The following is an 11,820-nucleotide window of genomic DNA, read 5'->3' as shown; positions in this document are numbered from 1 at the left end:
AGTTAGTTGCCTAACTACGGATTGTGCATGATCATTCTGATCGGTCAACTGATCAACTTCTTAACTGATCAGCATTAGGCTGAAAGCCTCTTTTTACCAGGGTCATTACTCTTTAAAGAATTCCTTCCACTTGCTGTTTTAGCTGTTCAGGCCAAACACCAACTTGTACTTGCCCGATATGCTGTTTTTGTAACAGCAACATAGCGAGTCGTGATTGACCAATACCACCACCAATTGTTTGCGGAAATTTCTTCGCCAGTAGCTGTTTATGCCAATCAAACTCTAACCGAGCTTGGTCGCCTGTAATCGCTAATTGAGTAGCTAATGCATCAGGGCTTACACGAATGCCCATTGAAGAGATTTCAAATGCATCTTCAAGCAAAGGGTTCCAAACTAAAATATCACCGTTTAAGCCTGCAAATTTACTACAGGTTTGTGTTGACCAATCGTCATAATCCGGTGCTCGTACGTCATGAATTTTGCCATCTGCAAGTGTGCCGCCTATACCAATTAAAAATACCGCACCGTACTCTTGTGCTACCGCTTTTTCACGTTGTTTCGCAGTAAAGTCTGGATACATCTGACGTAGCTGTTCACTGTGTACAAAGGTGATTTGCTCTGGCAAAAACGGCGTTAAATCAAACTCGCTTGCGACAAAGCGTTCGGTTGCTTTAATCGCCTGATAAAGTGATGTCACGGTTTCTTTTAGCTTGTCTAAAGTACGTTCAGTGCTCTCGCAAATCACTTTTTCCCAGTCCCATTGGTCAACATACACCGAGTGAATTGGGCTTAAAGACTCTTCATCTGGGCGAAGCGCCTTCATGTGCGTATAGAGTCCTTCACCTACCGAAAAATCGTAATCAGCCAAAGTTTTACGCTTCCACTTAGCTAATGAGTGGACTACTTCAAATTGGCTACCCGGAATTGTTTTCACTGCTACCGATACAGCATTTTCAGTACCGCTTAAGTTATCTTGAATACCATCGCCTACTTTTGCCAAGATTGGTGCTTGTACTTCAACTAACCCTAATTGTTGTTCTAATTGGCTTGAAAAAAACTGTTTTACTTTACTAATTTGCTGCTGTTGCTGCAGGTAGTGTGAACTCATAATAATTGGCCTCATTCCCAGTTATTGTTACTTGCTTAATTAGAGAAACCCGCTGCTTGGCCCCTCCTGTTAAAACAATCCTCAACTAAACAAAGATAATTTTCAATAACCCGCAATAAAAAGAACTTAACATTGAAATTTTCATAAAAATAATGCTATAAAATTTATTGATTCACTAATTAACACTAATAAATACCATGGAAAATTATCAAATCGATAATCTCGATAAAAACATCCTTAATGCTTTAATGGAAAATGCGCGAACAGCGTATGCAGAACTCGCTAAACGCTTTGCAGTCAGTGCCGGAACTATTCATGTTCGGGTCGAAAAGATGAAACAAGCGAGAATTATTACAGGCACCCAAGTCAGTATTGATGCCAAACAGCTTGGTTACGATGTTTGCTGCTTTATTGGTATTAACCTCAACAATGCCCGTGATTACCCACAAACTTTACTGCATTTAAAAGAACTAGAAGAAGTTGTCGAAGCCTATTACACCACAGGTAATTACAGTATATTTATCAAAGTGATGGCGCGCTCAATTGATCATCTACAAGATGTGTTAATTAACAAAATACAAGCCATCGAAGCTATTCAGTCAACAGAAACGCTGATCTCATTACAAAACCCAATTAGCCGTGCTGTTGTTCCCTAGGGTATAATCAGCGCCAATTAGAATCCGTCAACGAGCACACAACTATGGATACAACTCGCTTTGAGCGTGTTAAGCGCGTGTTAGACCGCCGCCAAACGGACCTAACGGTTTGTTTAGAAGAAGTACATAAGCATCATAATTTATCGGCCATTGCCCGCACAGCTGACGCGACTGGCTGCCATCACGTACATGCTGTATGGCCAGAGAATCAAAAATGGTTAACTAACAATACCTCAGGTGGTAGTAAAAACTGGTTAGAAACTCACTTGCATCGCAATATCGATGAAGCTGTATCCATGATGCGTGCACAAAATCCTGAAGTACAAATTTTAGCAACTCATCTCAGCGACGATGCTGTCGACTTTCGTGAAATTGATTACACCAAACCGACGGCTGTTATTGTTGGCCAAGAACGTGATGGTATTTCACCACGCGCCCTCGCTCATGCTGATAAAAATATCATTATCCCAATGCAAGGAATGGTGCAATCTCTGAATGTATCTGTTGCTGCGGCACTTATTCTATTTGAAGCACAGCGCCAACGTGAAGAAGCCGGACTTTATAACCGCGATATGCTTGATGCGAAAATTAAGCACCGTATCTTGTTTGAAGGCTGCCACCCTATCATTGCTGAACAATGCCGTGAAAAAGAGCTACCGTACCCTGAGCTTGATGAAAGTGGTGAAATTGTTGCTGATGAAACGTTCTGGAACATTTTAAAACACACGCAACCGCTTGAAGCCACTAACGAGTGCAAGTAAACTGAAAAACAGTCTACTAATTAATAATTTGAGTCACCTTTGAGTCACCCTAGCTTAGCGTTATACCCAATTACAGAATTAAAAGGCGTCGGCCCGAAAATGGCCGAGCGCCTTGCTAAGCTAAATATTCATACGGTGCAAGACATGCTTTTTCATTTGCCTCACCGCTATGAAGACCGCACCCGCATTCACCCAATCTGCGAACTCCAACCGCACAGCCATGTTAGTGTTGAAGCCACCATTGAAACCAGCCAAATTACTTTTGGAAAAAGGCGCATGCTGGTTTGCCAAGTAAATGATGGCACGGGCCGTTTAACGCTGAGGTTTTTTAACTTTAGCGCGGCTCAAAAAAATGCCTTAAGTACAGGTAAAATCATTCGTTGCTTTGGTGAGATCCGCCGTGGTCGTGTTGGCTTTGAAATGACACATCCGGAATACAGCTTATCGGATACCCCTTCTGAGCAACCAACTAATACAACACTTACGCCAGTTTATCCTGTTACCGAAGGGCTAAAACAGTTATCTATTCGTGCACTAAGCGATCAAGCACTTGCACTATTAACTAAGTACCCTGTCGAAGAGTTACTGCCAGAACAGTTTCAACCGACCGGAATGCGTTTAGCCGATGCACTCATGACCTTACATCGTCCACAAAACGATGTTGATTTAACTGCCCTTGAACAAGGTATGCACCCTGCCCAGCAACGGCTAGTGTTTGAAGAGCTGCTTGCGCAAAACTTAAGTCTTTTAAAGCTGCGCCAAAAAGGGCAAACGGTAAAAGCGGTTGCTTTAAAGCCTCATAACCAACTTGAGCAACAGTTTTTAGCTAATTTAGCTTTTAGCCCAACCAACGCGCAAAGTCGTGTAGTGGCAGAAATCAAAGGTGACTTACAACACCCGTTTCCGATGATGCGTCTAGTGCAAGGCGATGTAGGCTCCGGTAAAACCTTAGTTGCAGCACTCAGTGCACTCACCGCGATAAGCGAAGGCTATCAAGTAGCGCTAATGGCACCGACAGAAATTTTATCGGAGCAACATGGCATCAACTTTAGCCAATGGTTTAATCAACTCGGCGTTGAAGTCGCTTGGTTAGGTGGCAAAAGTAAAGGTAAGGAGCGCGCAGCGACTTTGGAAAAAATCGCCTCTGGGGAAGTTCAAATGATTGTTGGCACCCATGCGTTATTCCAAGAGCAGGTTGAGTTTAACAATCTCGTTTTAATTATTATTGATGAGCAGCACCGCTTTGGTGTTCATCAGCGCTTATCACTGCGCGAAAAAGGCCGCTTTGGTGACTGTTACCCACATCAATTAGTGATGACAGCAACACCTATCCCGCGAACGCTAGCAATGACAGCCTACGCTGACTTAGAAACCTCAGTGATTGATGAGTTACCACCCGGTAGAACGCCTATTACAACGGTGGCTATTCCTGATGCACGCCGAGACGAAATAATTCAACGTGTGAGAACAGCGTGTACAGAGCAAGGTCGTCAAGTGTATTGGGTTTGCACTCTGATTGATGAATCTGAAGTACTGCAATGCCAAGCAGCGGAAGATAGCGCAGAGCAATTAAAAGCGGCATTGCCAGAGCTAAACGTTGGCTTAGTGCATGGCCGGATGAAAGCCGCCGAAAAGCAAGCCATTATGAGTGAGTTTAAAGCGGGCAATATTCATGTACTCGTTGCCACAACGGTAATTGAAGTAGGTGTTGATGTGCCTAATGCCAGCCTTATCATTATTGAAAACCCTGAACGGTTAGGCCTTGCACAACTCCACCAGCTGCGCGGCCGTGTAGGTCGTGGGGCAACGGCATCACACTGTGTTTTACTTTATCATGCACCATTATCAGCGACGGCTCAAAAGCGCTTAGGTGTGCTGCGTGAAAGTAATGATGGCTTTGTTATCGCTGAGCGAGATCTCGAAATTCGTGGCCCCGGTGAAGTTCTTGGTACCAAGCAAACAGGCTTAGCTGAATTTAAAATCGCCGACTTAAATCGCGATAAACAAACACTCGATCATGTAAGACCCATTGCCTTCAAAATTTTGAACGACTATCCAGAGCTTACCGATAAATTGATTCAACGTTGGCTTGCTGGCAAATCAAACTACGCACAGGCTTGATCGCAAATCAAAGCGCTATCTGATTTATAAATTTTCTACTAGAACAAAAAAAGCCCAGCTAATTAGCTGGGCTGACAAGTTAGGGAGTTATCCAAAGGTTGGATTAGAACTTGTATTCAATACCAACACCTAGGTAGTCTTGGTCAACTTGATTGTCTGTATCAAACGTTGAGTAGAAACCAAATACTTTGGTGTTTTTGCTAAGCTTGTGATCAACACCTGCAGAAATAGCTGTTTTCTTATCGCCTTCATCAAAGTCAATTACTTGGTACTGCACTTTGAAAGTATTGCTATTCATTTGGTAAGCAGCATTTACTAAGTAGCCATCAGCTTCTGCACTACCATCCACTTTTTCTTGTGTTTGGTACATAGCACCTAGTTTAAAGTCACCTAGTTTACCTTGTACTGTTGCACGAACAATGTCGTAACCTTTTACTTCGCTATCAGCTGCAACTGATGCATAAAGTTTGCTTTCTTTAAGTTTTGCATCGCCGTAAGTTAACGCTACTGAGTAACCGTTATCAGCGTCTACATCATCTTCAGCTACATAAGTTGCTAATACTTTGAAGCCACTGAAGTCTTTAGAAGCATAAGAAATTGTGTCGCCTAAACGGTTTTCACCTTTAAATGCGTTCTTGATATCACCTTCAAGGTCATTGAATAAATCAACTTTACCTTGAGACTGCTTCATTGCTGTATCGTTACGACCGATAACAACTTGACCAAAGCTACCTTTAACACCCACGTATTGGTTACGTGCAGTGATGTTATCATCATTGTCGCCTTTTGAATCAGCGTCAGATACGTCTACACCAAACTCAAATTTATAAACAGCTTCTAAGCCTTCAGAAATTTTTTCTGAACCTTTTAAGCCAAAACGTGAGTTATTGCTTTTAATTTCAGTGAAAGACCCTTCGCCATCATCTGATGATTGAACAGTCACGTTTGCTTTACCATATACATCTACATCAGCTAATGCAGAAAAAGATAAACCACCAAATAAAGCTAGGAATAAGCTAGACTTTGCAAATTTCATGTCGTTTCCTCAATAATCGCAACAAAAACACATGTTGTGTTTCAATGCGCGCAGTGTGACAGCGAAAAATGACAGAAAGATGACAATTGAAATAAAAGCGTCAATTTAGCTTCATAAAATGTAATTATTTTTGAAATAAAAGCGTAACCTGCTGTTGAAGCATTAAATTTTTATGAAAGCTAAATTAAATTAATTTTAAGCTTTTATTTGTAGTTCAGTTAATAAGGTCACTAACTTCTCTAATAAAGGAGTTTGTTCGTTATCTCTGTGGTAAGCAACAAACACATCGCGCGAGGTATGCGCAACATCTTCAACATGATAAAGCTCACCAGATTTAAGCTGCTCTTCAACTAATAACTGAGGAATAAACGCGCTACCGCCGCATTTCAAAATTAAATCAAGCGCAATACGACCTGTACTGGTTCTAAAATAAGGAGGAGCGTGGCCGTTAAACTCACGAGCATGCCATAAAGAAAAGGTGGTCCCCCAGTCGACATAAACATATTGGTTATCGAAAAAGTTTTCACTATTTGCAGTTTCAAAGGCGCTCACAGGAATAATAGGTAGCTCACAAATTCGCTGTACAACCAGTTCATCTACTTTAGGAGGATCGAACAACACCGCCAAATCTAATGTACGTTCCAATAATAAGCGAGTACTCTCTTGCTGTGCTTTGACTTCGGCAACTAACGACACACCCGGCATAGCAGAAACAATATTAGTAATACCAAACTGTAAAAATGCATCCCATATATTAGGTGTTCCCGCTAAGCTAATTTGCTTATGCATATTATCTGCAAGTGCCACATCAACTTTTGCGCGCTGCATACCCGTAATGATCATTTGTGCGTGTGGCAGTAGTCGCTCACCCGGCGCCGTTAACTGTATGTTGTTTCGTTGACGAATAAATAAGTTAACGCCTAAACCTTGCTCTAATTGTCGGATCCGAAAACTCACCGCAGACTGTGTAATATATAAATTTTCAGCTGCTTTACCGAAATGGCGTGTACGAACCACTTCAACAAAAGTCTTCAATAAATCGATATCCATTTTTTACCCTTACGATAAAAATAATTTGTTTAATAAAATCGACAACTTGATCCATACTCCAGCAAGAAATTAGGGCATGAGGATAAAGCCATGAGCAATGACATTTCATCACTTCGTCAGGCATTTGCAAGCCAACGTCAATTCTATGATGATCAAAATTTCCCACGCGGTTTTGGTCGTAGTGGTCACTTCACTTTGCTAGAAGCCGACATTCTCGAGCAGCATGGTGTTGTTCTAAAGGGTTTATACAACAAAACCCTAGAACCACAAAATGAATTTCAAACTCAATTTGTACAAGTTGTTACCGGTAATCTTGAAGCGACCAATCCGATTGAGCGCGCTTGGATAAAATACCTTAAGCAAACAACCTGTAAAACCAAGTTTCACACATTATTTGGGCGCTCTCGCATTGCGACCTCAACACCACAAAGTGTTGAATATTATTCTGAGTCAGACAGCCTATAACAATTTGCTTTTTTACCCTTTTAGGGTTAAAACTTGAAATAACTTTTGTTTCGCCAATAAGTTATTACAAGGCAAGCTGTGACTCGAAGAATATTAATAATTGAAGATACGCCAACCATTGCGCGGGTGCAAAAGCACATCGCGAAAAAAGTTGGCTATGAAGCCGACATAGCCGGTAGCTTAGCTGAGGCAAAAGAGCTTATTAGCAAGCACAGTTACTTTTGTGCCGTAGTAGATTTTATTCTACCTGATGCGCCAAACGGTGAAGCAGTTCCTTGCACCATCGAAGCCGATATCCCGACCATTGTAATGACTGGCAACCTTGACGAAACAACACGTAATATCGTTGAAAAACACCCCATCATTGATTACATCACCAAAGAAAATAAACAAGCCTATCAATACCTAGAAAAACAACTGGCTCGCTTGCCTCGTAATGAGCAAATATTAGTATTAGTAGTCGATGATTCAGCGGCAACGCGCCACCATATTTGCAACTTATTAACCCGTCATAAATACCAAACACTCGAAGCGGTTGATGGTGTCGACGCTTTAAAAGTACTGGCTGAAAACCCAAAAATATCGGTGATCATTACCGATAATGAAATGCCGAATATGAATGGGGATGAACTCTGTGTTGAAATTCGTCGTTTATACTCCAACGATGAAAAGGCCATAATCGGCATTTCTGCACTCGATACTCTGCATTTATCAACGCGCTTTTTGAAATCTGGCGCAGACGATTACCTTCGTAAGCCATTCAACAATGAAGAGTTTTATTGTCGGCTCAGCCAGAACGTCGACATGCTTGAAAACATTAAAACGATTCGTTTACAAGCAAACACTGATTACCTCACAAAACTCCCTAATCGCCGCTATTTCTTTGGTGAAGCAAACAGCCATCTAAAAGCTGCAAAAGTGTCAGATACCTCAGTCTCTTTAGCCATGATTGATGTTGACCACTTTAAGTCAATTAACGATAACTACGGTCATGATGCCGGCGATGACGTACTAAAGGGCCTATCGCAATGTATGGCAAAGTATTTTGAAGATAACTTAGTAGGCCGCTTTGGTGGTGAAGAGTTTGCAGTCTATTTTGCAGATCAAGACCCGCAAGAATCTCTGCAACGTTTAGAAAAATTCCGCTTATTTGTCGAAAAACACAGTCCTGAGTTCAGTAAAGACCATATCAAGTTTACACTGTCGATTGGTTTTCATAATGGGCCTGTTTATAGTTTGGATGAACTAATAAAACAGGCCGATTTAAAGCTTTATCAAGCAAAAGACACTGGACGCAATAAACTAGTAAGCTAAGCCTACACAGGCTTAGTTACCGCCTCTAATTGCGCCTTACGTTGCTTACGACTTTGGCGGTACGAATCCCAACTGAACAATGCCAAAGCGCTCCAAATACACGCAAACGTCACCACACGCTCAGCATCAAATACCTCACCATAAAAAGCCACCGCAAGCATAAACATTAAGCTTGGGCCAATGTATTGAAAAAAGCCAAGCGTACTGTATTGCAGGCGCTTTGCTGCACCGGTAAAACATAACAACGGTAAGGTTGTCACCACACCAGCACTAATGAGTAACACGTTAATGTGCCAATCGTTTGCAGTTAAATCAGAGCTTGCTGATGGCGTCATCAACCACCAGTAAATTAGCGCAACCGGTAATAAAATAAGTGCTTCGAGCAATAACCCTGGCAATGATTCGATTGGTAACTTTTTACGTAGTAGACCATAAATAGCAAACGATCCTGCTAATGAGAAAGCAACAACAGGGAATGAACCAAAACTCACAAGCTGTAGCAACACACCACAAAGCGCTAGACCTACCGCAACGCCTTGCCATTTACGCAGTCGCTCACCTAAAAACAACATACCCAATAACACGTTTAGTAGTGGGTTGATGTAATAACCTAAACTGGCATCGAGCATATGATTATTGTTCACAGCCCAAATAAATAACCCCCAGTTAAAGCCAAGTAAACTTGCTGTTATTACCAACATCAAAAGTAATTTAGGTTGTCCGAGTACAACGCGAATACGCTGCCATTGATGACGAGCAGCAATAATAAGAAGTAAAAATAACACCGACCAAATAACACGGTGCATTAAGATTTCAAACGCAGAAATCTGCTGTAGAAACTTAAAGTAAATGGGCGCAAGACCCCACATAAAAAAGGCTAAACAAGCGAAAATAACGCCTTTTCGCTGCTCAATGTTGGTAGGCATAAGTTTGGCTTTATAGTTTAAAAACGCTATTTTACGCCCCCTTAGCAGTGACGCAACCAAAACACGCTAAATAAACCCATGTATTTACTTCTTAAAAGGGACTGTCATTATTGCAAAGTAACGCCTTGATATTAAGCACCTGTGAAACGCTGAATTCTGCATCTTGAGGTCGTTTGGATATATTTCTACAGACATCGCCATAAAAAACCACTAAAATGCTCGGCGATGAATACCAATACCGCAATGTCCAACACACCCGTTCGATCACCACAAGCCGTACTCAAACAAGTGTTTGGTTACAAGGACTTTCGTGATGGCCAAGAAGCGATTATAGCCGCAGCGCTAGACGGACAAGACTCGCTTGTACTCCTACCAACGGGTGGAGGCAAATCTTTATGCTATCAAGTACCTGCTTTGATCCTTGATGGTGTGACTGTGGTTATCTCGCCGCTTATTTCCTTGATGCAAGACCAAGTTGCCCAACTAAGAGCACTCGGCGTGCAAGCGGCCTACATCAACAACAGCCTGCCTTTTGAAGAGCAGCAAGCTGTCTATCAGCAATTGCACTATGGGCAAATTAAGCTGTTATATGTTGCACCAGAAAAAGTACTGCAACACGAATTTTTAGAGCGCTTGAGTCATCTAAAACTCGCACTTTTTGCAATTGATGAAGCTCACTGTGTGTCGCATTGGGGTCATGACTTTAGGCCGCATTACTGTCGGCTCAACGAGTTAAAGCAACGCTTTATGCATGTGCCCATGATGGCACTTACAGCTACGGCAGATAAAGCAACTCGTTACGATATTATTGAACAGCTTCAGCTTAACCACCCTTACGTGCACACTGGTAGCTTCGATAGACCGAACATTCGTTACACCATAGAAGAAAAATTCAAACCTATGGTGCAACTGCTTCGATATTTAAAAGAGCAGCAAAATCAAAGTGGCATTATTTATTGCACCAGCCGCAAACGGGTTGATGATGTAGCCGAAAAACTTGCAGACGCCGGGTTCAATGCCGCCGCCTACCATGCGGGAATGAGTAACGAGCAACGCCAATTTGTGCAATCGGGCTTTGCCCGTGATGATATTCAAATTGTGGTTGCGACCGTTGCCTTTGGCATGGGGATTAATAAACCAAACGTACGTTTTGTGGTTCATTACGATATTCCAAAAAGCATCGAGGCTTACTATCAAGAAACTGGTCGTGCAGGTCGAGATGGCCTGGCTGCAGAAGCGATTATGTATTTTGATCCGGCTGATATAGGCCGCGTACGCCGCTTTTTTGAAGATATTGAAGACGAGCAACGTCGTCGTGTTGAAGAACAGCGCTTCAATGCCATGGCAAGCTTCGCCGAAGCACAAACATGCCGCAGACAAATCTTGCTCAATTATTTTAGTGAATATAAACGCGAAACCTGTGGTAACTGTGATATTTGCTTAAACCCACCTACTAGCTTTGATGGCACACTTGTAGCGCAACAAGCCTTGTCGTGTGTGTATCGTGCTGAGCAACGTTTTGGTATTGGCTATATCGTTGAGTTACTTCGTGGTGCAAACACTAGCCGCATTCGAGATAACAATCACCACCAGCTAAGCACCTATGGCATAGGTAAAGAGCACAGTGTAGAGTTTTGGCTAAGTATTTTAAGGCAGCTTATCCATCAAGGGTTATTAAGCCAAGATATTACCCAAGGTTCGTCATTACGCTTAACCGAAGCCGCCCGTGCAGTTCTTAAAAGTGAATATGCACTGCAACTTGCTGAACCTCGCTTACAAGCTAAGCACGTTTACCAAGATAAACTCGCTCAGTTTAATTACGATAAAAAGCTATTTGCGAAATTACGCGCTTTACGTAAAGAGTTGGCAGATGCCGATGATGTTCCACCTTATGTGGTATTCAATGATAAAACCCTCGCTGAAATGGCGCAGTTAATGCCAACCAACGACAGTGAGTTTTTGAAGGTGTCGGGTGTTGGTTTCACTAAACTCAATAAGTACGGCGCACCGTTTTTAAATACCATTCGCGACTATCTTGCCACCAATTAGGACTGCTATGACTGAACTAACCTATGATGCCGAGCATGAGATCATTCTTGTAACGTCGAGTGAGCTTCCACACGATGAAGACTTTGAGCTTTGGGCAACCCTTTTCTTACATGCTCCAGCCATAACAACTGCCGACTTTGATGCCGGTGCTGATCGTCATCAATTACGCTTTCACTTTACAGATCATAGTTTTAATCTAAACTTTGAACATTACAGTGAAAGTATTTGGATCAATGCTGAGGGCATAGAAGCCAGTGCTGCATTGCCACAACTTCATCAGTATTTAGTCGCGCAATTACAATAATAAGCTAGACATTTTCCCACGCTTAGTATG

Annotated in this window: 11 protein-coding genes; 7 read left to right on the top strand and 4 right to left on the bottom strand. The window is 42.1% G+C overall.

From position 1 onward, the window contains the following. Positions 1-112: 112 nt before the first annotated feature. Complete coding sequence (asnA, locus tag HUS62_RS16360) at positions 113-1,108, bottom strand: aspartate--ammonia ligase (protein WP_175080424.1); 996 nt, start codon at positions 1,106-1,108, stop codon at positions 113-115. Positions 1,109-1,305: 197 nt separating this feature from the next. On the opposite strand from asnA, the gene asnC reads away from it, so the two are divergent. The 3 genes from asnC to recG are packed head-to-tail and all read left to right on the top strand — an operon-like array spanning position 1,306 to position 4,646. Beyond that, the gene (asnC, locus tag HUS62_RS16355) at positions 1,306-1,764 is read left to right on the top strand and encodes a transcriptional regulator AsnC (RefSeq protein WP_175080423.1); all 459 of its coding nucleotides are present in this window, start codon (positions 1,306-1,308) and stop codon (positions 1,762-1,764) included. A gap of 44 nt (positions 1,765-1,808) precedes the next feature. Further along, positions 1,809-2,525: a tRNA (guanosine(18)-2'-O)-methyltransferase TrmH gene (gene trmH / locus HUS62_RS16350; RefSeq protein ID WP_175080422.1), complete on the top strand. Its 717-nt coding sequence runs from the start codon at positions 1,809-1,811 to the stop codon at positions 2,523-2,525. 39 nt (positions 2,526-2,564) lie between these two features. Continuing rightward, positions 2,565-4,646 (top strand): ATP-dependent DNA helicase RecG, encoded by a 2,082-nt coding sequence (recG, locus tag HUS62_RS16345; protein WP_175080420.1) that lies wholly within the window; start codon positions 2,565-2,567, stop codon positions 4,644-4,646. Between the two features lie 103 nt (positions 4,647-4,749). Here the strand turns inward: recG and HUS62_RS16340 are convergent, their stop codons facing one another. Together HUS62_RS16340 and HUS62_RS16335 are read right to left on the bottom strand one after the other, a co-directional pair. Continuing rightward, positions 4,750-5,682, bottom strand: coding sequence for a porin (locus HUS62_RS16340; protein WP_054563416.1), 933 nt, complete (start codon positions 5,680-5,682; stop codon positions 4,750-4,752). Positions 5,683-5,877: 195 nt separating this feature from the next. Then, a complete protein-coding gene (locus tag HUS62_RS16335) occupies positions 5,878-6,732 on the bottom strand; it encodes a LysR family transcriptional regulator (protein ID WP_054554216.1) in 855 nt (284 codons plus the stop codon). A 90-nt stretch (positions 6,733-6,822) separates the two neighbouring features. On the opposite strand from HUS62_RS16335, the gene HUS62_RS16330 reads away from it, so the two are divergent. Continuing rightward, entirely contained in the window at positions 6,823-7,197 is a 375-nt protein-coding gene (locus HUS62_RS16330) for a DUF413 domain-containing protein (protein ID WP_054563414.1), read from the top strand. Between the two features lie 78 nt (positions 7,198-7,275). Further along, on the top strand, positions 7,276-8,511 hold the full coding sequence (locus HUS62_RS16325) for a diguanylate cyclase (protein WP_175080418.1): 1,236 nt from the start codon (positions 7,276-7,278) through the stop codon (positions 8,509-8,511). A gap of 2 nt (positions 8,512-8,513) precedes the next feature. Here the strand turns inward: HUS62_RS16325 and rarD are convergent, their stop codons facing one another. Then, on the bottom strand, positions 8,514-9,437 hold the full coding sequence (rarD, locus tag HUS62_RS16320) for an EamA family transporter RarD (RefSeq protein WP_175080416.1): 924 nt from the start codon (positions 9,435-9,437) through the stop codon (positions 8,514-8,516). A gap of 225 nt (positions 9,438-9,662) precedes the next feature. Between rarD and recQ the strand changes: the two genes are divergently transcribed. Both recQ and HUS62_RS16310 read left to right on the top strand, forming a co-directional pair. After that, entirely contained in the window at positions 9,663-11,486 is a 1,824-nt protein-coding gene (gene recQ / locus HUS62_RS16315; RefSeq protein WP_055021899.1) for a DNA helicase RecQ, read from the top strand. Positions 11,487-11,493: 7 nt separating this feature from the next. Then, the gene (locus HUS62_RS16310) at positions 11,494-11,790 is read left to right on the top strand and encodes a DUF3630 family protein (protein WP_055021898.1); all 297 of its coding nucleotides are present in this window, start codon (positions 11,494-11,496) and stop codon (positions 11,788-11,790) included. Positions 11,791-11,820: the final 30 nt, after the last annotated feature.

The organism is Pseudoalteromonas sp. 0303 (assembly GCF_013349995.1).
Taxonomy (GTDB): Bacteria; Pseudomonadota; Gammaproteobacteria; order Enterobacterales; family Alteromonadaceae; genus Pseudoalteromonas.
This window is presented reverse-complemented; position numbering and strand designations above follow the sequence as displayed.

Excerpts from the sequence above, each read along its gene's own strand:
- HUS62_RS16310 (WP_055021898.1), top strand. The coding sequence starts at position 11,494 with ATGACTGAACTAACCTATGATGCCGAGCATGAGATCATTCTTGTAACG.
- asnA (WP_175080424.1), bottom strand. The coding sequence starts at position 1,108 with ATGAGTTCACACTACCTGCAGCAACAGCAGCAAATTAGTAAAGTAAAA.
- asnC (WP_175080423.1), top strand. The coding sequence starts at position 1,306 with ATGGAAAATTATCAAATCGATAATCTCGATAAAAACATCCTTAATGCT.
- recQ (WP_055021899.1), top strand. The coding sequence starts at position 9,663 with ATGAATACCAATACCGCAATGTCCAACACACCCGTTCGATCACCACAA.
- rarD (WP_175080416.1), bottom strand. The coding sequence starts at position 9,437 with ATGCCTACCAACATTGAGCAGCGAAAAGGCGTTATTTTCGCTTGTTTA.
- HUS62_RS16340 (WP_054563416.1), bottom strand. The coding sequence starts at position 5,682 with ATGAAATTTGCAAAGTCTAGCTTATTCCTAGCTTTATTTGGTGGTTTA.
- HUS62_RS16335 (WP_054554216.1), bottom strand. The coding sequence starts at position 6,732 with ATGGATATCGATTTATTGAAGACTTTTGTTGAAGTGGTTCGTACACGC.
- HUS62_RS16330 (WP_054563414.1), top strand. The coding sequence starts at position 6,823 with ATGAGCAATGACATTTCATCACTTCGTCAGGCATTTGCAAGCCAACGT.
- trmH (WP_175080422.1), top strand. The coding sequence starts at position 1,809 with ATGGATACAACTCGCTTTGAGCGTGTTAAGCGCGTGTTAGACCGCCGC.